This window comes from Pseudomonas sp. OST1909 (assembly GCF_015277575.1).
Lineage (GTDB): Bacteria > Pseudomonadota > Gammaproteobacteria > Pseudomonadales > Pseudomonadaceae > Aquipseudomonas > Aquipseudomonas synxantha_A.
In genome coordinates, this window is record NZ_CP063780.1 from 3,741,216 (window position 1) to 3,763,831 (window position 22,616).

Below are 22,616 nucleotides of genomic sequence, written 5' to 3' on the forward strand. Positions count from 1 at the left end.
CAGTGCTCACTTGGAGAAATGACCGGACCAATACAGTAGTTATAGATTCTCGTAGCGGTTCATGTCCAATACACCCTCTTCCACTGGCGTGGTTTCACGAATGTAGCGCGACAAATCGTGGAAGTATTGCCAGAACTGCGGATGACTGCGGCGTACCCCCCAGCGCTCGACTATTTTCTCAAACCGCTTGGCATCCTTGGCCTGCTCCATTTGCGTGACGAATTGCGGCACCTCTTGAGCTGGAATGTTGAACATGAAATTCGGGTAACTGCTCATCACCCCCGGATAGATGGTCAGTGTGTCGAGGCCCGGCTGGTAGCGATAAGCCTCACCCAACAGGAAAGCCACATTACTGTGGGCACGGTTACGCAGCATGCTGTAGACCACGCGCTGACCACCCTGGGTTTCGATGCGCAGCATAGTGGCTTCGGGCAACTGGTCGATCACCTTGAGCCCCGCCGCCGGGCGCGATGTCAGGCGGCTAAGCGCCTGTTCGGCGTCCCGCAAGGCCGGGTCGATACCAGTGCGCGAGCAATAGGCCCCGGTGCAGCGGTTGATTGGGTCGGGGCTGACGTTCAAACCGCCGTAACGCGTCAGCAGTTGGTTGGCAAAATCGCGCTTGGGATCTTTCTCGTCCAGATGCAGCCCCGTGGGCTTGTCGTCATCAATGGCTTCATAGTCCAGCCACAACTTGAGCTTGCCACTGTTCTGGTACCAGTCATCAAGGAAGTCCTCGCGGGTGTCGGCCGGCATCAGACGCAGGAAGTTCTGTTCGGCGCCGTTGCGGATCAGGTCGAAGTACAAGCGCGTCTGGGCCTGGTGCGACACATTGCCGAACACGTCGAAGTTGACTGCCAGTTGGTAATAAGTGCGTTCCAGCAGTGGGTAATCGAACAGCCACATCGTCTGCGGCACCTCGCCGATCAGGCCCTTGGTCACCGAGGCGCTGTCGAAATGGCGGAAGATGGTCAGCAAGGCATTGTCATTACCCGCCCACAAACTCGACCAACTCGGCGGCGGCACATCTGCGTAGCTATCGCGGCGCAACGCCTCATACTGATTACGCTTGTCGCGATAGGCCAGCCACAGGCCCAGCACACTGCCCACATCATCGTTTTGCCCAGGCATGGCCAACAATGGCGTGGCCTGGCCGCGGTAACGGGCATCGGTGATGTACAGGTCATGGTCCGGCTCCTGGAACAGTGTCCAGAAGTTATCGCGGATCACGTCCGTGGCGATCTGCCCACGGCACACCGGCCCCCGGATGAAAGTGCGCACGAAGTATTCGGCGTTATCCAACATGAACTGATAACGCGCCTTGGCCGGTATGGCTTCGAAGGTTTCGAACGGGTTGGCGCGGCGCCCCGGCCCATAGCCCGGCAAGGCGCTCACCTGCCAGTCACCGGAATAGAAGAGGTCTTTGATCCGCGCCATTTTCGCCGCGCTGAACGGGTAAGTGATGTGGGTTTTATGCACGATCACGCCCTGTACCGGCCACAGGCGGTAATAGACCTGAGTGCCTGGGTCATCGTTAGGACGTCGGGTCGCGATCAGGTCGATCGGCTGCCCGCTCGGCGTACGCGAACGCACCCACTGGAAGTAATGCCCCGGCTCGCCGTTCTCGAAGTAAATGTGGGCGAGGAACAAATGCTCGTACAACCAGCGCGCCACCAGGCTTTCCCGGGCGCCCGGCTGGTTGAACAGGGATTCCCATTGCTGCACCTGCAAGGCTTCCCTGGCGCTGGGCGCCAGACTCTGCTCATCAATCGGCGCACCGGAGGCCAGCCAGCGTTGCAGGGTCTGGTATTGCTGGTCGGTCAGGCCGGTGACGGCCAGCGGCATGCCCTCCTTGGGATGGGCGCCGGCATAGGCGTTGAACTCGCCGGGCGTCGCGCACATGTTTTGGCGGCTCAGGCCCAATACAATCTCGTCGGGCAGTTTGGCATTGGGTGGCAATGGCGCGTTATGCCCCAGCTCCAGCATACGTGCCATCAACGCAGCCTGGCTGCCCTGGGCATCCAGTACCGAGTAGAAGCCCTTCTGCTGCCAGGCTTGTTTGCCGAACGCGTCATAGAACAGCCGTGTAGTCGGTGTGGCCTGGCTACGCTCGCCGTCGTACACCGGCACCTTGCTCGCGCCACGGGCCGCGCCCTCTGCGCTGCCAAGGTTGAGTTGGCAAGCAGAGTCGTAGCAGGCATGGCAGGCCACGCACTTCTCGGTGAAGATCGGTTGGATATCGCGGGTATAGGAAATCGCCGAAGCGCGGCCCTCTGCCTGCGCAGTACTGGCTATCAAGGCCAGGACGGCGCTGACGATCAAACGAAGTGACATGTATCGGGTCCCGATTCAAGGCGTGCGGTCTGTGAAATGGCGGTAATTCTACCGGGCCATGACTGCCAGCAACGTGAGCGATATTCATGCAGAACCCATGTACGCTAAAATTCGGCACAGGTTTGCTATGATTCACGCCCTCCGTAATGCCTGACCAGAGTAGTCCCATGCCCGATCGTAGCGCTCGCCTGCAAGCCCTTCACCAAGCCCTCAAGGACCGTATCCTGATCCTCGACGGTGGCATGGGCACGATGATCCAGAGCTATAAGCTTGAGGAGCAGGACTACCGAGGCAAACGCTTCGCCGACTGGCCAAGCGACGTGAAGGGCAACAACGACCTGCTGGTCCTCACTCGCCCCGACGTGATCGGCGGGATCGAAAAGGCTTACCTGGACGCCGGCGCCGATATCCTCGAAACCAACACCTTCAACGCCACGCGCATCTCCATGGCCGACTATGGCATGGAAGAGCTGGCCTATGAACTGAACGTGGAAGGCGCGCGCCTGGCGCGCAAGGTGGCCGACGCCAAAACCCACGAGAACCCGGCCAAGCCGCGTTTTGTCGCCGGTGTACTGGGCCCGACCAGCCGTACCTGCTCACTGTCCCCGGACGTGAACAACCCTGGCTACCGCAACGTGACCTTCGATGAGCTGGTGGAAAACTACACCGAGGCCACCAAGGGCCTGATCGAAGGCGGTGCCGACCTGATCCTGATCGAAACCATCTTCGATACCCTCAACGCCAAGGCCGCGATCTTTGCCGTGCAAGGGGTATTCGAGGAATTGAATGTCGAACTGCCGATCATGATCTCCGGCACCATCACCGACGCCTCGGGCCGTACCCTGTCGGGCCAGACCACCGAAGCGTTCTGGAACTCGGTGGCGCACGCCAAGCCGATTTCGGTCGGCCTCAACTGCGCCCTCGGCGCCAGCGAACTGCGCCCGTACCTGGAAGAGCTGTCGAACAAAGCCAACACCCATGTGTCGGCGCACCCCAACGCCGGTCTGCCCAACGAATTCGGCGAATACGACGAACTGCCATCGGAAACCGCCAAGGTCATCGAAGAGTTCGCCCAGAGCGGTTTCCTGAATATCGTCGGCGGCTGCTGCGGCACCACACCGGGCCATATCGAAGCCATTGCCAAGGCCGTTGCCGGTTATGCGCCGCGCCCGATCCCGGACATTCCCAAAGCCTGCCGCCTGTCGGGCCTGGAGCCGTTCACCATCGATCGCAGCTCGTTGTTCGTCAACGTCGGCGAGCGCACCAACATTACCGGCTCGGCCAAGTTCGCCCGGCTGATCCGCGAAGACAACTACACCGAAGCCCTGGAAGTCGCCCTGCAGCAGGTGGAAGCCGGCGCCCAGGTGATCGATATCAACATGGATGAAGGCATGTTGGATTCGAAGAAGGCCATGGTGACCTTCCTCAATCTGATCGCCGGCGAGCCGGACATCTCCCGTGTACCGATCATGATCGACTCCTCCAAGTGGGAAGTGATCGAGGCCGGCCTCAAATGCATCCAGGGCAAGGGCATCGTCAACTCCATCAGCATGAAGGAAGGCGTCGAGCAGTTCATTCATCACGCCAAACTATGCAAGCGTTACGGCGCTGCGGTGGTGGTGATGGCCTTCGACGAAGCCGGGCAGGCCGACACCGAAGCGCGTAAAAAAGAGATCTGCAAACGCTCCTACGACATTCTGGTGAATGAAGTCGGCTTCCCGCCGGAAGACATCATCTTCGACCCGAACATCTTCGCCGTCGCCACCGGTATCGAGGAGCACAACAACTACGCCGTCGATTTCATCAACGCCTGTGCCTATATCCGCGACGAACTGCCGTATGCGCTGACCTCGGGTGGCGTGTCCAACGTGTCGTTCTCGTTCCGTGGCAACAACCCGGTGCGCGAGGCGATCCACTCGGTGTTCCTGCTGTATGCGATCCGCAGCGGCCTGACCATGGGTATCGTCAACGCCGGTCAGTTGGAGATCTACGACCAGATCCCGGCTGAACTACGCGATGCCGTGGAAGATGTGGTGCTCAACCGCACCTCGGAGGGCACCGACGCCCTCCTCGCCATCGCCGACAAGTACAAGGGTGATGGCAGCGTCAAGGAAGCCGAAACCGAAGAGTGGCGTAGCTGGGAGGTCAACAAGCGTCTGGAGCACGCGCTGGTCAAGGGCATCACCACGCACATCGTCGAAGACACCGAAGAGTCGCGCCTTTCGTTCGCACGTCCGATCGAAGTGATCGAAGGCCCGCTGATGTCGGGCATGAACATCGTTGGTGATCTGTTTGGCGCCGGTAAAATGTTCCTGCCCCAGGTGGTCAAATCCGCCCGAGTGATGAAACAGGCCGTGGCCCACTTGATCCCGTTTATCGAGCTGGAAAAAGGCGACAAGCCGGAGGCCAAGGGCAAGATCCTGATGGCCACGGTGAAGGGCGACGTGCACGACATCGGCAAGAACATTGTCGGCGTGGTGCTCGGTTGCAACGGCTATGACATCGTCGATTTGGGCGTGATGGTGCCTGCGGAAAAAATCCTGCAAGTGGCCAAGGAACAGAAGTGCGACATCATCGGCCTGTCCGGTCTGATCACACCGTCATTGGATGAGATGGTCCACGTGGCCCGTGAGATGCAGCGCCAGGACTTCCACCTGCCGCTGATGATCGGTGGCGCCACCACCTCCAAGGCGCACACGGCGGTGAAAATCGAGCCCAAGTACAGCAATGACGCCGTGATCTACGTCACCGACGCCTCGCGCGCCGTGGGTGTGGCCACGCAGTTGCTGTCCAAGGAGTTGAAGGCCGGTTTCGTCGAAAAGACCCGCCTGGAATACATCGACGTGCGTGAACGCACCTCTAACCGCAGTGCCCGCACTGAGCGTCTGAGCTACCCGGCCGCCATCGCCAAGAAGCCGCAGTTCGACTGGGCTACTTACACGCCGGTGGTCCCGACCTTTACCGGTGCCAAGGTGCTGGACAATATCGACCTCAAGGTGCTGGCTGAATACATCGACTGGACGCCGTTCTTTATCTCCTGGGACCTGGCCGGTAAATTCCCACGCATTCTTGAGGACGAAGTGGTCGGCGAAGCGGCGACCGCGCTATACGCCGATGCCCAGGAAATGCTCAACAAGCTGATCGACGAAAAACTCATCAGCGCCCGCGCCGTATTCGGCTTCTGGCCGACCAACCAGGTGCAGGACGATGACCTGGAAGTCTATGGCGACGACGGCCAGCCCATTGCCAAGCTGCATCACCTGCGCCAACAGATCATCAAGACCGACGGCAAGCCCAACTTCTCCCTGGCCGACTTCGTCGCGCCCAAGGACAGCGGCGTGACCGACTACATCGGTGGCTTCATCACCACCGCAGGTATCGGTGCCGAGGAAGTGGCCAAGGCTTATCAGGATGCGGGCGATGACTACAATTCGATCATGGTCAAGGCCCTCGCCGACCGCCTGGCCGAAGCCTGCGCCGAATGGCTGCACCAGCAAGTGCGAAAACAACACTGGGGTTACGCCAAGGACGAGCAACTGGACAACGAGGCGCTGATCAAGGAGCAATACAGCGGCATCCGCCCTGCCCCCGGCTACCCGGCGTGCCCGGACCACACCGAGAAAGCCCAGCTGTTTCAACTGCTGGACCCTGAAGCCCGTGAAATGCGGGCCGGGCGCAGCGGTGTGTTCCTCACCGAGCACTACGCGATGTTCCCGGCGGCGGCCGTCAGCGGCTGGTACTTCGCCCATCCGCAGGCGCAGTACTTTGCCGTGGGCAAGGTCGACAAGGACCAGGTCGCCAGCTACACCGCACGCAAAGGCCAGGACCTCAGCGTGACCGAGCGCTGGTTGGCACCGAACCTGGGGTATGACAACTGAGCCAAACCCCGACCACCCGGCTCGGCGCACTCAGGGCTGCGACTCAGGGGCGCCAGGACGGGCCGGGCTGAGGTGACGACGGTGCGGGCGTGGCAGGTTCCATGCCCGATAACCGTTGTATCTCTGCCCGGGACAGCTCCATGCGTTTCTGGGTACGGGCGGCGTCCCGTTCGACCTCCAACTGGCCTATGGCTTCGTTGTAGCGTTCCATGCTCTGGGCATCACCCCGATCGCTGTGCGCATCCTCCAAGGCTTCATGACGGCGTGCCAACTCGTCCTCAAGGGCCTCGAACTGTTCGGCGTAACGCTCATCCAGGTAGCGCAACCAATAATCACGTTGAATCAGGGTTTCGACAAACGCATCGGTACGTTCAGCGGCCAGGATCTGTGCGCGTAACTGTGCCTGTAGCTCGAGACTGATCGGGCTCGCGAACGCCATGTAGGCCGGCTGTCCGGGCAGTTCCAGGCCATCGGGCCAGTCGCGGGTCAAGCCGATCCGGTAACTCAAGCGCACCTCGGCCCGGTCCAGGCCTACTGCGGCGGCTTCTGCCAGTTGATCGGCCCTGCCCAACCGAAACAACTGCCGCGACAAGTTCAGCAGCGCCCGGCCCCTGAGGTCGAGCCGTTGCTGTGGAATATCGCGCAAGGCGCGGTACTCGAACACCCGCACTTCCATCTCGCTGAACGTCAGGATGCGGCCATCGATACAGGTGCCGTGGGTTTCAGCTTCGACGAACAGGGTGCCGCGCAGCTCGGCATTTTCGACGGCCCCCGCGATAACGTCCCAAACCCGTTGCGTGAGGCTCGGGCCGTTGAGGTTGAATTCCGAGGTCCGACGCAATAACGAAATAAGGTGGAAAAATCGATCATGATCATCTGCCTGTGCCAGTTGGTTCCACAGCGTCGTTCGTTGTGTCGCCAATGTCGTAGAGGTATTGGCCAACCAGGGGTCAAGTGCCAGCTGCGCGGTATTTTGCAGCGGGTTTACAATTTTCTCGGCCGGCAGGTAGCCGGCGTCCGGATCACTGTCATCGTCGTCAGAGCTAGAGCTAGAGCCAGAGCCAGAGCCAGAGCCAGAGTCGGAGCCCGAATCAGGATCGGAGTCGGAATCCGCGCCCGACTCAGTGTCAGACCCTCCAAAATTGCGGCGATGGGCGCGGTCGAGTTCTGCTCGTGAAAAGCCCATGACCTCATCGGCCTCATGCGCCTGGGCGTAGTCGCGCATCTGTTCAAGGGCTTGCGCGGTCAGGTTGTGGTTATCGGACAGGTCCGTACCGGACACCAAGCCGTCGTGCGCGCCACCGAGCAGAGGCTGCGCGAAGGACTCCAACGAATTGCCGCTCAGGTTCAGCCGGGTCAGGTGCTGCGACTCCAGCGCACCCTCGGGCCATCTTGCGATTTGGTTGTAGCTCACATCCAGTGTCTCCAGGCGACTGAAGTCCCGCAGATCAAACGCCCGCAGGTTGTTGTGGCTCAAGTCCAGCCAACGCAAACGCTCACTGCGCAGTTGAGCAGGCAACGACGGCACCTGCGTGAATGCGTTCGCAGTCAGTTCCAGACGTTCAAGCTGTTCCATGTGCTGAACGGCTTCGGGCAGCGCTGTCAGCTCGTTGCCGCTGAGTATCAACTGGTTCAATTGGGTAAAAGCGGCTAAAAACCCGTTGCTGCCCTGCGCAGTGAGCTTGACCCCCGTCAGATTGAGGGTGCGCACATGGGTAAACGGCATGGAGAGCGCTGGAAAATCACCGGGTTTGGTCAGATGAAGGTTCAACGCTTCGACCTCGACACCGGTACGTCCCGCTACCACCGCTTTCACCCAGGATTCGCGGATAGCCGTTGCGGGGGTTTGTCGCTTCAGGTGGTCGTGAATACCGTCATAAAAGCGTGCCTCGCGGGTAAACAACCAACCATTCAACTCGCGCGTCAGCACGTCGTGGGTCTGGCGCCACTGACCGATCTGCGTATCGAGTTGCACGTCGTCCAACCCCATCTCGCGCAGTTGCCTGACCCGGGCCAAGACTTGTTCAGGCGACATCAACGGGCTCAGCCGTCTTATGGCGATTTCCGGGGCGCCCTTCACACTCCCAACATCCTGTCGGATGGGCAGTAAATACCTTGCGACCGAACTCGCGGTCTGCTTCGGCGGAAACTCCAGAAACTCCAGCTCCAGCGCAAACCGGCTCAATGCGCCCTCAGGCAAGCCCTTGGCTATCTCGATCCGGCGCCGCGCCGCATTGAGCAACGTCGTGCCTTCGGCGCTCAACGGGTTGCCTGCCAACTCGGTACGCATCAACACATCCGAATCGTCACGCGCGAGCGACGCAAGGCTTGTCAATTGATTCTCACGTAGGTCCAGGCAAGTCAATTGCGCAAGATGTTCAGCGCCCCGTGGCCATTCGCGCAGCATCGATTCGCGCAGGTTCAGCGCCGTCAGGTCAGTCAGTGCGCTGACGTCGAGGGTGCCCAATTGGTTATATTGCAGGCTCAACACTTGTAGCCGGTTCAACCCATTCAATCGAGCCTGCACTGCCGGGGTCACTACGATCTGGTTATCGGACAAGTTCAGGTGCGTCAACTCCGGCAGGATGTCCGCATTGATCGGCACGTCGGTGAGGTGGCTGAAGCGCAGTTCAAGGCTTCGCACACCGGCAAACGCCTGGATGAAGCCCTGCATCTGCTCGGCAGGTACATTCTGCAACCACTTCACCGTCAAGGTTTTCACATGGGAAAAGGTGCCGGCCGGCAACACCGGCAATTCGCGGATTTTTTCCATGACCAAGGGATCGGTCGATGACAACTGCGGATCCGGCAGTTCAAACATCGAAATGTCGATATCGGTCGGCAGGCCATAGCGTTGGCAAACCGCCCCGCGCCAGCTTTTTTCCAGCAACGCCAGGATGCTTGCATTATGCCCGCTCTTCCAGCGCGCCCGCGCAAAGCGCACCCTGAACCCAGGGACCAAAGCGGGCTCGTAGAACTGCTTGAAAATACCGAGGTGTTCTTCACGCAATGCTTGCACGGCATTCATTCGCGTTTGTGGCGTGTTCCACAGGCCCATGATCATGTCAGTCATGCGCCGCCCCCTATGCGCTTCGCCCATCAGCAGGCCCAATTCGCCGCGCCCAAACCCTTCGACCATCTCGTCCAGGCTCGCCAGGTGTGGCCCGAACATCCCTGCATAGTTCTTGACGTGCTCGTAGGCAGGCTTGAAGTCTTCATAGCTGAACATCGACCAGTCCAGCGACAAACCACTCCACAACCGCTCGTAACCGGTATAGAGCTCGGCAGGCAGCGTCGCAATGGTGGTCAGGGCCAGGTCCAGCCGTTCTAGAAGCGGCAGTTTCTGCACATAGGCAGGCCATTGCATTGAGATGTTGGGCGCCACGATTTTCAAGCGTTTCAAGCCTTGCAGGGGGCTTAAATCCAACGTATTGAGGACATGGCCGTCGTAGGCTAAATAGCCGATCTCCAGGTGTTCAAGGCCGGCCAGTGCCGCCAGTTGTGGCGACAACTGCGCGCTCAACCGATGCGCATCGAAGCTGACGGCCAGATGCTTGAGCCCTTTGAACTGCGCCAACACCTGGGGCACACGGGTCAACCTCGGGCTAGCCTGCGCGGACTCTACGGCTGGGATGTAGGGTGCCCGTAAGGTCAGCTTTTCCAGAGCGGGAAACTGGCTCAGAAACCCATCGATATTGGTGTCATGCAGGGCCGTGCCGATGACCGATAATTCACGCACATATGAAAAGTTCGCCGCCAGTGGCGGCAACGGTTCGTTGAGGGTCAACGCCAAGGCATCGGCACCCGGCACTTTCCCAGCCAGCCAAGAACGACCCCAGCTTCGTTTAAGCGCTTCCCCGGCGATGAGATTGCTCTGACGATTGGCTGTCGACGAACGATTGACCCAATGATTGAGCGTGTCGTGCAGTGCCTGGTGTTCTTCAAACAACGCTTTCAACTTGCTGACGATCGCCCGGGCATCGTTCCCCGCCCGTTTCCACTCAAGGAAAAGTGCATTGATCTGTACGTCATCCAGATCCGGATAGATTCTGCGCACCTGATAAGCCAGCTGCTGGCTCACGCTCGGTCCCCGCCCACTGGCCTGATAGCCCACCAGCGTGTCATTGATGCGCACCGGCGCCTTGAACCTGGGCGTTTTCGGCTCCAACCACGCCGAGGCCTCCAGGCGATATGCATCGGCTTGCTCGATAAGTTTGCGTTGCAGCGCTGCGTACTGGCTGACGTGTGGCACCCCCAGACTCTGACGCGCCTCATCGGGCAAGGCATGCATCACCGAGGCAAAGAAGTTGTCGCCCTCCACTGCCAGACTGTTGAGTGCTTCGCCCCGCTCATCGAACGCCTGGTAGCTGGGGCCGTGTTTAACCAGGTATTTTTTCTGCGGCGCGGAGGGCGCACCAATACTGTCGAGCAACTCGCCTTGGGTGTTAGTGCTGCGCACTTCCAGGCGCAGCGTGTCCGGCCAGCCGGGCAAGGTCTCCAGGGTATGCAGCGCCAACCGCCGACTGTCTGCCGTGGCCATCGTCTCGCTGCGCAACCCCGCATAGGCGCGTGCCAGGCGCCCTTGCCGCGCATACCAACGGGCTTCTTCGAGCATGTTCAAAGGTACCCGCGAGGTGGTGACCAGCCGTTCAAGCTCATCGCCCCGGGCGTGGTCGAGCACGGTTTGCGCCGCTGTCTTGCTGAGCCCCGGGCAGGTGCGTTGCAGCAGCCGGATACGTTTGTCCAACGCGTCAGTTCCCGCGTAGATACTGTCGAAAATCGCCGATTGTCGGCGACGGGCGTAGTCGGCCAACTGCTTGTTCAATTCCAGCGCCCTGTGCTCATTGACCCTCGCAGCCTCAGCGCCAAGCAGCTGAGTGATTTCTGCTTCATCCAGAGCCGCCAGAATACGCGCGGGCACTTCACCGCCCAGCACGTCGTATCGGCTCACCTGGATCGCCGGCTTTGCCGCGACACCTTTGACCGACCGCTCAATACCATATTTAACCGACTTGCCGGTCAGCACGACCCCATCGAACACTTCAAGTACACGCCCTACAGGCCATCTCGGCATTTCCACGATCAAGGGCAGCGCATACAAATACAGGTCATCAATCGTACGGTTGCCCTCCAGTTGCTCGATCACCCGTGCCGCATCCGCATCCGCCTTGAACAGGCGCATCGCATCGGCCAGCTCAGGCGGCGCAACCGTGTGATCCATGTGCATCTTGCGCAGCGTGTTGTCGCTGACCCCACTGACATCCGCGACCTTGAGCAGCTCGGTATCGGAAAAGGCATCAACGTCGTGCCCCATACGCCGCAACAGCGTCAGGCGGTCCCACTCCAGAGGGCGCTCCAGGGTATGCCGCCAGGCGCCGTGACCGTTGTGTTCAAGCAGCGGCTGGTAAGCCTCGGTGTCAGTCGGATGCTTGATCCGCCATTTGCGCGCCTGCGCATCGAAGTATTGCTCGTAGACCTGGCTGCCCTGACGGATATAGGTCCTGCCGTCTTGCACATATTGCCCCAAGGCATTGGGATGCAGGTCGCGCCGCAGGACCACCGGGCTCTCATAGCGGCTCAGGCTCGGCTTCCACAAACGCACCTGGCCATCGGGCCGCTTGACCTCACCCAACGCTTCAATCACCGGCTCCGCCTTGGCCGCTTGCCAATGGCTGACGCCCGCCCCCACGCCGGCCATCACGGCGATCTGCGCCAGGTTCTCGGCCACATCAATCAAGTGCGCCTTGGCGGCCTGGCGGTCGCCCTCGCCCCATTCGATCGCGCCTTCCAGGGTTTCGTAGAGTAATTGCCCGGCCATCACCACCATCATGGCCTCCCCCAGCACCGGCACAAACATCGACACCATGTTCAAGCCCAACATGCCGATCTCCAGCAGGTGCGCCAACTTGGCGTCACGCGCCTTGGCATCCACATCCGCGGTGGGCACGGCATGGGCGCGGGCATCGGCGATCACCTGCTCGCGGTGTTGTTCGTAAAAGTACTTCCACGGGTCGATGTTCGCCGCCCAGACCGCTTTGCCGCGCCGTGTGCGCGTCGAGAGGTAAAGGAAAGGGTCAGGGTTGGGCTCAAGCTTGGCAGGCGCCTCGGGCGGCAACTCCTTGATGCCGGTGATGAAGTGCGGCGTGGTGAAATCCAGCAGTTTCTTCCAGGGCGAGCGCCAGATGTCGGAGGGTGAGTCAGCGGCCTTCCGGGTGAATTGGCTGAAGTAATAGGGCCGCTTGTCGTAGGGCACAAAGCGACTGAAGAACTGCTGGTACGGCGTCGGCGCCGGGTCATTCGGCCTGGCCGGGTCGCGGGCGGTGAACAGGCGCTTGAACTCGGCCTCCATTTGCCGCCAGCGGTAGCGTTTGAGTGGGTGCTCCGGGTCCTGGGGCACATAGATGATCAGCTCGTCAGGGTAACTGTATTTTTTGCAGATCGAGAACACCATGCAGCCGGTCATCCGCATATGCATCAGGCCCAGGGTTCTGAACCACACCTGCTTGTCGCCCATCCACGGATGAATTTCACCGTCGATCACCGACAGCAGCATGCGGTGATCGGCCGCTTCGATATCGCCGGTCAACAGTGCCTGCTCGGCGGCGGCCCTGACAGCGGCCTTCTGATTGGCGATGAACTGCTCGCGCAGGGTGGCTTGGGCGCTAGCGTCCTCGGGGTAGAAAAACCCTTGCAGATAGGCCTGGTATTTGGCACCGATATCGAGGTCACGACAGAGCGTCAAAAACTGACTGACCTTCAGGTTGATCGCCACCGAGTGATAGGTGCCGGAGATGCCGGTGGCTTGCATGAACCCGGAGGTCTTGTGGTACGCGCCCTCCTTGCACTCGTAGGCCTCGAAGTTGTGCAAGGCCGCTTCCAGCAGGGACAGTTTCAAAAACTCGAAATCCCCCACCTCGACTTCGACAATCCCTACCGCCAGCGGGCGGCGCAGGCACAACAGGATTTTGTCGACATCGAGGTCCAGTCGGTACTGATCCTTCAGGGCTTTGCGCAGCAAGGGCCGGGCGAAGTCATCGATGTCCTGGAAGGCGGCCATCGTGTTGTCCAGTTGGGTCTGGGTGGTGAGGTTGGCGAGGAAACGCTCGGTCACCTCGTTGCGTTGTTCAGGCGTAGCGTTCGCGAGCCACGCCGGCATGACCGTGCTGGCGTCCTTGAGCGCCTGCTTGCGGGCCGGCATCGTGTCGATCAGCCACTGCGGGCTGCTGCGCTCCAGGAAGTCGCCGTGCAGGCTTTGGGTGGCGGTGAGCTGTTTTATCGGTTTGGGTGCATCGTTTGCTGGCACGGCCGGCAAGGAAGTCTGGGAGGAATTGTCCATCGTGTCACTCCTTTGAAATGGACTGACAGCTCATCATGGCGCCCAGCGCGCCAGGCGGTGCATATATGACCTCGTGCGCGTTTGGGGCCGGTCGCTGGCAGTGGTACTCCTGTACCACCTGCGCGGTCACCACATTCGATTTCCTGTCGCTTCCCATAACAGGCAAATGGATTTCATCATGCCCACCCCGAGTTCCCCCACCGCCCTGAGCCAGCTACCCGCCCAGGCCATCCATACGCATTTCGCTACGCGCCCGGCCTTGTATTCCGTAGTGTTCAATGCCCTGCGTAGCCATATTCTGGAGCGCTATCCGGCGCTCAAACTGGACCTGTCCACAGTCAAACTAGCCATCCCGGACCCCAACGGGGTGTACACCTTCCGGCCGTTGATGGAAGTTGCCATCGCCCATGTGCTCAACCCACAGTTGCTCGACCTGCGGCCAAAACGCGAACTGGCGTACTACCTGACTCAACAGGTCCCCCAAATCCTCAAGCCTGATACCCCGCCCCTTATCGACATGCGGGTGATTGCGAACATCATCGATGCCCTGCCCGAGTCGATTCACCTATATTTCCAGGCGGCGCTGGCCGACTACTGGAGCGAAACCGACAGCCATGGCAGCAGTCGCTGGCAGTGGCTGGGCGAATTTCTCAACGGCCGGATGACGGCAATAGCCGCCAGCCAATCGAACTTGAACGCGACCCAGCGGGACATGCTCAGGGTCGTCGCGACCTGGCCGGTGCAAGCCGAGCGCCTGCCTCAATCCTCACCCGCCACCTATGTTTATTTGATTGAGAACACATTCACCCACGCCGGCGAACAGGTCAGCCTGCTAACCCCCGACCTACTGCTGATGCGCGACAAGCAGGTGCTGCTGTACAGCGTGGCCGGGGATATCCAGGTGTTTGACAGCCTCGATGATTTCGGTGCTGCCTGGGGAGCCAGGATGCAGGCGCGGTTTCAGTTCGACAGCCTTACGTGGCGGCGCAATGAACCGGACGGCAATGTGTTCGAGCAACAGGCCGGCCTGATCCTCAATCAGCAACTGGAAGACCTGGCGACATTGAAGTTTCAGGGCCAAGACGAAAGAACGCTTGAACGACGCCTGGAAAAACTCACCGATCCGGCGCTTCTGTTTACCCAGGTGCCGACAGCCGCTGCGGCGACCTTGCAGAAGGTCAATGAGCAACTGCCGCCATGGCTTGCACAAGCCAGCGCCGCCGACCGTTTTGCCTACCATCGCCACATGCAGGACATGGCGCAGGTGCTGCAACACAACCAAGGCCGCGCGTTCAATGAGGGCATTGAAAACATCTACGGTTTCAGCCGCGCCGCGCTGCGCAAGCAGATGCAAGCCGATCATGGCGACTGCGACCCCGATGAGGTGGTACTGGACTTTGCCGTGGCCGCCGGCTACCCAGGCGGTGCCGGCATAATCGAACATGTGCGCATGTCGCTGACGGAGCTGGCGCTGAAGAACCTCGCCGGCAAGCCTAAAGGCACACTCACGCTGTTTTCCAAAAACGCAACGCCTCTTCCAAGCTGGCTCAACGAAGACTACCTGCTGGGCAGTACCGGGCTGATCCAGCGCGTCGATATCGGCGCCACCTATCCACAAACAATCAAAGACACCTTGTTGTCCGACACGGCTGACGCACGACGGCGCGAAACCCTGTTTACCCGCGAACTCAAGGTCAAGCTGCCGATGCAGGCGTTGGAATACAAGATCCGCGGGCAGCATGGCGTCACCGTCACCGGTTATCGCTACGTCAAAGCGTTGATGGGTGAAATGCCCTCGGACCGAATCGTCGACGATCAGGAGATTGTCCTGCGCCCATTGGCTTTGTGCCGCAAACCTGGCGCCGCGCCGGATGAAGTCAACAACGCGTTCATCATCGAGCCGCGTGACGCAAGTGTCGGCCCACATCTGCTTTATCAACCGCTGTATACCGACGCCCTGCACGAATTCCCCACCCGCCAAGCCCTGCTCGACGCGCTGACCACACCCGGCGTGTTGCAAGGCCGTGTGCTGGCCTGGCTGAGCGACAGGGCTCGCCCTGTGTACGACGAAGGAGGTATCAAGGAACCGCACATCATTCGTTTCGTGCCAGGGGATGAGTTTCGACCCCGTTTGGAGCGCCCTGCACCTGCGACCCTGGCCGTCGATGAGGGTGCTGGCGAATGGCTGCAATCGCAAGTCAATGGTCAACTGCTCAATCATCTGTTTGGCAGCACGGCACGGGCCTTGGTCGACCTGGCAGACCGCGAATCGGTGTCCAACCATGAAAGCCGCTGGGCCGTCGTGATGGAAGGCGCGTGGCTGCTGTTCAATACCCTGCTGTTACCGCTGGTACAGGGCCCGGCCATGCTGGCTGGCTGGTTCATGGTGCTGGTCAGCAGCCTGGAGCAGGACCTCTCCGGCCTGGACAGCAGTGACCCCACCACCCGTGAGCTGGCCCTGATCGATCTTTTGCTCAACACCGCCATGGTGCTGCTGCACGCCACTGCCCCTTCCGATCGGTCTCCACGGCCGTTGTCGGAGCCCTCCGCACAGGAGCATGCCCTGCACCTGGAAACGTGGCACCGCTCGGCGGGACTGCCACCTGCGCAAGAAGCGCCCATAGTGCGTCATGGCCCAGTATCGCTGCCCGGTGAACCGCCGGCGACCGGCCATACGGCCTTGGACTTCGGCCACTCGATTTCCAGCCCTCATGCTGGCGCGAAGTTGCTCAAGGCGCTGCTCGATGTGCAGGTGCCGTGGCCCACCCCGCTACCCTCCCCTCTACCACACGGCGTTCTTAAAGGGCTGTACTGGATTGACGGCAAGTGGCACGCCAGTTTCGGTGGGTTGTTGTTTCAGGCGAACGTCGTGCAGGGTTTCAACGAAGTCTATCTGGTGCATCCGGACCATCCCCAGCATCCCGGCTTCAAACTGGTCAGCGATGGGCAAGGACATTGGCGGCTGGACCGGCGTGCCAGGCTGGAAGGCGGCATGCCCAGGGAGCGACTGAGTAAGTGGAAGTCAACACGTGACGAGCGTATACGCGCGTTGACACAAGAGTTTGACGCGCTCCTGATAGAAATGGATTCAGCCATTGCCTCTACCACTGAGTTTGAGTCCGCCTTGAATACGGCCCGCGCCAATCTGGCCGACCAGGCAACACTTCTGAGAAAGGACTGGCTACTCCTCAGCACCTCAGCCCAGATCCCGGAGCTCCACGCCCAGGTCACGAGGCGCCATGCGGCCAGGCGAGTCAATACTGCGCAGGCCAGGGCTCAGTGGGAGGCAGCACTCGACAATTACCAGCAAAACGGCCGGACGCTGATCCCTTTGATGCAAAGAATCGAAGTCAAGGCCGATGAACTGATGAAAGTAGACCGTACAAATCACACACATAGGCAAAGACGAGATAAGGCAACACGAATTATCTATAGCTACTGGAGTTCGGTCTTTTCGTGTCTGGCGCAAAAAATGGCCGACACTCTGGTAAGCGACAACGGCGAAAACTGCGACGAGCTCGGTGAGCGCGCCAATCGAGAATTACCGGAAAACATCACCCATGCCTACGATGAGTACATCAACACCAAAACGCGCCAAGTAGCGGCCCTCAATCAAATGATCGAGCCGGCAGAACAGATCGAGACCTTCCTCAAACAAGCCGACCCTGCACTGCGCCCATTACTGTTGGAAGGAAATCCTTCCGACCAAGACATCTCCTCAGTGGCGATCAAACAGCATGCAATGCTGGTGTTCACTGATTTGGTGTTCAATCGCACCCATCGCCCAGTGAGGGTGATGGAATTTCCGTTCATCCGTGTCCTCACCGACCCCCAACTCGCAAGTATTGTGCTCGCACATACAGAAATGCGCACCACCTCAGGCTACTCGACGGTGGAGCAAATCGATGTCCTCAAGGGTGCCCTTGAGCGCTATGAACAACTGGAGAATGCGGTTAATTCGTTGCACGACATGAACTCCGGCCTCGTGCGGGAGGCTTATCGCGAGTCATACCTGAAACACCTGGATGAGGCACGTTCGGGCCTCGAGACACAACTGGCCAACTTGATCCTGGTTGAAGAAAAGCTTGCCACCCGCCCCGCCCGTGACAAGAGCAAACGCCAAAAACCGGCAACCCGACGCGTCATCAAAACCGTTGATCAAAAAAGCCTGATAGGCGACTTACGCCCAAGCAAACCCAATGAACCGGTCGATTATGTCGATATTACCGATACGCTTACTGGAGAAGTCGTTAGCACTTACCAAGGTCGCAAGGGCAAATGGACAATCGTCGCGCCCCCGAGTGAGCCGAGAACGGCACCCACTCCGGCGGCACGGTCATTAAAAACAATCCGAGCGGATGGCGAAGCCCTCAAAAACGAGCGCACCGGTATCGACGCCAGCATTGGCTACCAACAGCACAAACTCCTGGACCCCATCCGACGGGAGGAAATCAACCCCAGTGACTGGGAGGTGATGCTGACTCAACATGCGGCGAGATTCACAGCGCTTGCCGAGGAGCTCAAAACCGCAACGGATGAACACGCCATTGCACTGCGCAAGAGCTACGAGAAGGCGGCAATAGAGGCCACTGCGCAGGCTTATCAACTGTGCGGCGAAGGCTATCTGCTGCAGCGTCCCAAAGCCGCCAAGGTCGATTTTTTACACACCCACAAGTTTGTCACCATCCACCTGGTGAAAAAACGCGTGCCCTTGAAGGCCGGAGACTTTCTCACCGAATATGCCATACGTGACAAACGTAAAATCCCTTCCGGAAAAAGGCCGGAAGATGCTGACCTTTGGTACGCGCACTTCCATTACCCATCCGTTGACTCGCCGGCTTCAACGCCTAGCTTCGGCCACCTGAAGACCCCGGCCGAGCGCCGATTTACGCGCAAGGAACTGATGGAGCAGGCCAAGGCGAATAACCGCGCCGTGATCAATCTGGACAAGGCCGTGATCGGCGCACCGCTGGATCAGAAACTGTTTCTCGGCCTGGAAGTGTAAGAGAGGTTTTGCTTTGACTACGCCCATGCTCCCAGGGCGTGGGCGTAATCCTATGGGCTACGGCTGTCTGGCTTACTGGCGTGTCGAGGGCCCCGGCTGCGGCGACGCTGGCCTGCCCGGTACCGCCACAACAATGTCCGCCGACAATTCGTGCACCTCCTGGCGGGACAGTTCAAGCCGCAATTTCACCCGGGCGCTTTCAATCACCTCCCACACCCGCCGGGCAAGATCGACCGGTTGGAACCGGAACTCATCGGTATCGCGCAGGCGTTCGAGCAAATGGAAAAAACGCTCATGTAGCGGTTCCTGGGCTAATTGCTGCCACATCTGCCGCCGGGGTGCGGCCAGGCCGTTACAAGGTCGCCAGACCCGTGCGTATGCAGGGTTGCGCAGCGAAACCATGGCCAGCGGGTAATTCAGACATGTTGTCACTCCGTTGATTTGGAGTGACAGCACATCACCGCTCAGTCTTTGGCCTGCGGTGAATAGTTAGGGGGGCAGGCCCTCACAGATAGATTGTCTATGCTCTTGAGGACAGCCATGCGCACGAGGGTTTTATGAACGATCCAGCCAACAATAAGCCGCCGACCTTCTGGCAGATGCTCCACAGCGTCATGGCGGCGGCCTTTGGTGTACAAAGCGGCAAGAACCGCGCCCGCGATTTCACCCACGGCAAGCCCAGCCACTTTGTCATCCTGGGCGTGCTCTTCACGGCGGTATTTGCCTTGACCTTGTTCGGCGTCGTCAAGCTGGTACTGCACCTGGCCGGGGTCTAACGCAGCAGCAGTTGCAGGCTGAACGGGTAGCGGTAGGATGCCCCGGGCGCGACCGCAGCATGGCTGCGCAGCAGGTCGATGAGCATCAGGTAACCGGCCTGCTCATCGTCGGCCACCAGACTGCCCCGGGCCATGCGCAAGATTTTTGGGGCGACATATTGCTCATTCACCAGCACCAGGTAGTCGGGCCGCTGGGTGCCTTGCAGCGTCTCACGGGCTTGTACCAGGGTGTTATCGGCGTTTGGCTCGGAATAGCGCACGCGCAAATCCAGGCCAAGCTCCCTGGCAGCGGCCTGCATGAATTGCGCATAACTGACCCAAAAGGTTTCCGTGGACGAGCCTGGGTTAAGAAACACCACCGACGCGGCCTGGGCCATGGCCCCGTACGTCGATCCTGCTAACCACACACACGCAATCAGAACCTTCAACATGGTTGTTCGAGCCTGGAAAAATGATTGCCATGACAGTGGCAATACGACAGCCAATCGGGGCTCAATCAACGCTCTTTGTTACTGGTGGCTAACCCAGAACACGGCGGTTCCAACCACCAGAACAATCAGGAACAGAATGGCCCAGGCATCCACGGTACTATCAGGTTTACGGGCTTTGGTGGAATTGCTCATTGCATCGCCTCTTGTCGGTTTTATGGGTGACGGCACTAAGACTCGACCACAGTAAAGATCATGATTGCCCGCATGACAAATGTGGGTATGGCGATAACGGTTCTCATTAGTCAGTTTGGTTATTTACATATACCCAAACATCACTTTTGCGCATATACGCAAACTGGTATCGTGCGCCGGCTCCGTTGGGAGTGCGCGGCCGTGCGCGCAGATTTGCCGAGAACAGGACCTATATGTACGTATACGACGAATACGATCAGCGCATCATCGAGGACCGCGTCAAGCAGTTCCGTGATCAGACCCGACGCTACTTAGCAGGTGAACTGAGCGAAGAAGAGTTCCGCCCTCTGCGCCTGCAAAATGGCCTTTATGTTCAGCGCTTTGCGCCGATGCTGCGGGTGGCCGTGCCTTATGGCCAGTTGACCTCGCGACAGACGCGAATGATGGCCAAGATTGCCCGCGACTTCGACAAAGGCTACGCCCACATCAGTACCCGCCAGAACGTGCAGTTCAACTGGCCGGCGCTGGAAGACGTGCCGGACATCCTGGCTGAACTGGCCACTGTGCAAATGCACGCCATTCAGACCAGCGGTAACTGCCTGCGCAACGTGACCACCGATCAGTTTGCCGGCGTCGCTGCCGACGAGTTGATCGACCCACGGCCGTGGTGCGAGATCGTGCGCCAGTGGACTACCTTCCACCCTGAGTTCGCCTACCTGCCGCGCAAGTTCAAGATCGCCATCAATGGCTCGACCTCGGACCGCGCCGCCATCGAAGTGCACGATATCGGCCTGGAGCCGGTGTACAACGCTGCCGGTGAGCTGGGTTTCCGCGTGCTGGTGGGTGGTGGATTGGGCCGTACCCCGGTGGTCGGCGCGTTCATCAACGAGTTCCTGCCGTGGCAGGACCTGCTGAGTTACCTCGACGCCATCCTGCGGGTCTACAACCGCTACGGCCGTCGTGACAACAAGTACAAAGCCCGGATCAAGATCCTGGTCAAAGCGCTGACCCCTGAGGTGTTTGCCCAGAAAGTCGATGCCGAAATGGAACACTTGCGCGGCGGCCAGACCACCCTGACCGAAGCCGAAGTGCACCGCGTCGCCAAGCATTTTGTCGATCCTGAATATAAAGCCTTGAGCAACCAGGACGCCGAACTGGCCGCCCTTGACCAGCAACACCCAGGTTTTGCCCGCTGGCGCACGCGCAACACCCTGGCGCACAAGAAGCCAGGCTATGTGGCGGTGACCCTGTCGCTCAAGCCCACCGGCGTTGCCCCAGGCGATATCACCGACAAGCAGCTGGACGCCGTTGCCGACCTGGCCGAGCGCTACAGCTTTGGCCAACTGCGTACCTCCCACGAGCAGAACATCATTCTTGCGGACGTCGAGCAGAGCCAACTGTTCACCCTGTGGGGCGAGTTGCGCGAAGGCGGTTTTGCCACGCCGAACATTGGCCTGTTGACCGACATCATCTGCTGCCCGGGCGGCGACTTCTGCTCCCTGGCCAACGCCAAGTCGATCCCGATTGCCGAATCCATCCAGCGCCGTTTCGACGACCTGGACTACCTGTTCGACATCGGCGAGCTGGACCTGAACATCTCCGGTTGCATGAACGCCTGTGGTCACCACCACGTCGGCCACATCGGCATCCTGGGCGTGGACAAGAAAGGCGAAGAATTCTACCAAGTGTCCCTGGGTGGCAGCGCCAGCCGCGATGCGAGCCTGGGCAAGATCCTCGGCCCATCCTTCGCCCAGGAAGCCATGCCCGAGGTGATCGGCAAGCTGATCGACGTCTACATCGAACAGCGCACCGAAGATGAGCGTTTCATCGACACCTACCAGCGCATCGGCATCGACCTGTTCAAGGAGCGCGTCTATGCAGCGAATCATTAAGAACAACGAAGTCGTCGACGAAACCTGGCACCTGCTGCCCAAGGACGCGAGCTTCGACGGCATCTCCAACTGCGACGACCTGATCGTGCCGCTGGCGCTGTGGCGCGAACATGGCCACGCCCTCAAGGCCCGCGATGGCGGCCTGGGCGTGTGGCTGGACGCCGATGAAGAAGCCGAGGAAATCGGTGACGACGTGGAACACTTCCAGGTCATCGCCCTGAACTTCCCGGCCTTCACCGACGGCCGTAACTATTCCAACGCCCGCCTGCTGCGTGACCGTTATGGCTACAAGGGCGAGCTGCGGGCAATTGGCGATGTGCTGCGTGACCAGTTGTTCTACCTGCACCGCTGCGGGTTCGATGCCTTCGCCTTGCGTGCCGACAAAGACCCGTACGAAGCGCTGGAAAGCCTCAAGGATTTCTCGGTGACCTATCAGGCTGCGACGGACGAGCCGCTGCCGCTGTTCCGTCGACGCTGAGTATCAAAATGTGGGAGGGGGCTTGCCCCCGATGACGGAGTACCAGTCAACAGATTCGTTGCCTGATCCACCGCTATCGGGAGCAAGCCCCCTCCCACATTTGGTCCTGCTTGGCTCTGCAAATTTGGGTGGGCAGACCAAGGCCAACGTCGCCCCGTGCATTGCGCTGGTACGTGACCAGTGGTTCACCCCCCGGCGCCCCCGCCAATACCGCGTGGCCATGAAGCAATCTTCACACTATAGGGTGAGCATTCGCCGTAATCGAACTGTCCTCTACTGATCAGCAGTTTTTAACCT

General features: G+C 59.9%; 8 protein-coding genes and 1 pseudogene. 5 read left to right on the top strand and 4 right to left on the bottom strand.

The window, feature by feature from the left end; genetic code table 11:
- Window positions 1-39: 39 nt before the first annotated feature.
- Entirely contained in the window at window positions 40-2,331 is a 2,292-nt protein-coding gene (locus tag IH404_RS16265) for a fatty acid cis/trans isomerase (protein WP_005788718.1), read from the bottom strand.
- Window positions 2,332-2,498: 167 nt separating this feature from the next.
- Here IH404_RS16265 and metH point away from each other — a divergent pair, with 167 nt between their 5' ends.
- The gene (gene metH / locus IH404_RS16270) at window positions 2,499-6,209 is read left to right on the top strand and encodes a methionine synthase (RefSeq protein ID WP_194438445.1); all 3,711 of its coding nucleotides are present in this window, start codon (window positions 2,499-2,501) and stop codon (window positions 6,207-6,209) included.
- Between the two features lie 43 nt (window positions 6,210-6,252).
- On the opposite strand, the gene IH404_RS16275 is transcribed toward metH, so the two are convergent.
- Window positions 6,253-13,545: a DUF6543 domain-containing protein gene (locus tag IH404_RS16275; protein WP_194438447.1), complete on the bottom strand. Its 7,293-nt coding sequence runs from the start codon at window positions 13,543-13,545 to the stop codon at window positions 6,253-6,255.
- 178 nt (window positions 13,546-13,723) lie between these two features.
- Between IH404_RS16275 and IH404_RS16280 the strand changes: the two genes are divergently transcribed.
- Window positions 13,724-18,550, top strand: a complete 4,827-nt coding sequence (locus IH404_RS16280; protein WP_194438449.1) for a DUF6543 domain-containing protein — start codon at window positions 13,724-13,726, stop codon at window positions 18,548-18,550.
- 72 nt (window positions 18,551-18,622) lie between these two features.
- Here the strand turns inward: IH404_RS16280 and IH404_RS16285 are convergent, their stop codons facing one another.
- A complete protein-coding gene (locus IH404_RS16285) occupies window positions 18,623-18,877 on the bottom strand; it encodes an NEL-type E3 ubiquitin ligase domain-containing protein (protein ID WP_194438451.1) in 255 nt (84 codons plus the stop codon).
- A 230-nt stretch (window positions 18,878-19,107) separates the two neighbouring features.
- Here IH404_RS16285 and IH404_RS16290 point away from each other — a divergent pair, with 230 nt between their 5' ends.
- On the top strand, window positions 19,108-19,326 hold the full coding sequence (locus tag IH404_RS16290; RefSeq protein WP_005788726.1) for a DUF2970 domain-containing protein: 219 nt from the start codon (window positions 19,108-19,110) through the stop codon (window positions 19,324-19,326).
- Between the two features lie 38 nt (window positions 19,327-19,364).
- Here the strand turns inward: IH404_RS16290 and IH404_RS16295 are convergent.
- A pseudogene (locus tag IH404_RS16295) lies at window positions 19,365-19,757 on the bottom strand (LacI family transcriptional regulator); the annotation flags it as partial.
- A gap of 425 nt (window positions 19,758-20,182) precedes the next feature.
- Here IH404_RS16295 and IH404_RS16300 point away from each other — a divergent pair.
- Together IH404_RS16300 and IH404_RS16305 are read left to right on the top strand one after the other, a co-directional pair.
- Window positions 20,183-21,841 (top strand): nitrite/sulfite reductase, encoded by a 1,659-nt coding sequence (locus IH404_RS16300; RefSeq protein ID WP_003190712.1) that lies wholly within the window; start codon window positions 20,183-20,185, stop codon window positions 21,839-21,841.
- Complete coding sequence (locus IH404_RS16305) at window positions 21,825-22,319, top strand: DUF934 domain-containing protein (RefSeq protein WP_005788729.1); 495 nt, start codon at window positions 21,825-21,827, stop codon at window positions 22,317-22,319. The genes IH404_RS16300 and IH404_RS16305 overlap by 17 nt, the downstream gene beginning before the upstream one ends.
- The last annotated feature ends 297 nt before the right edge of the window (window positions 22,320-22,616 follow it).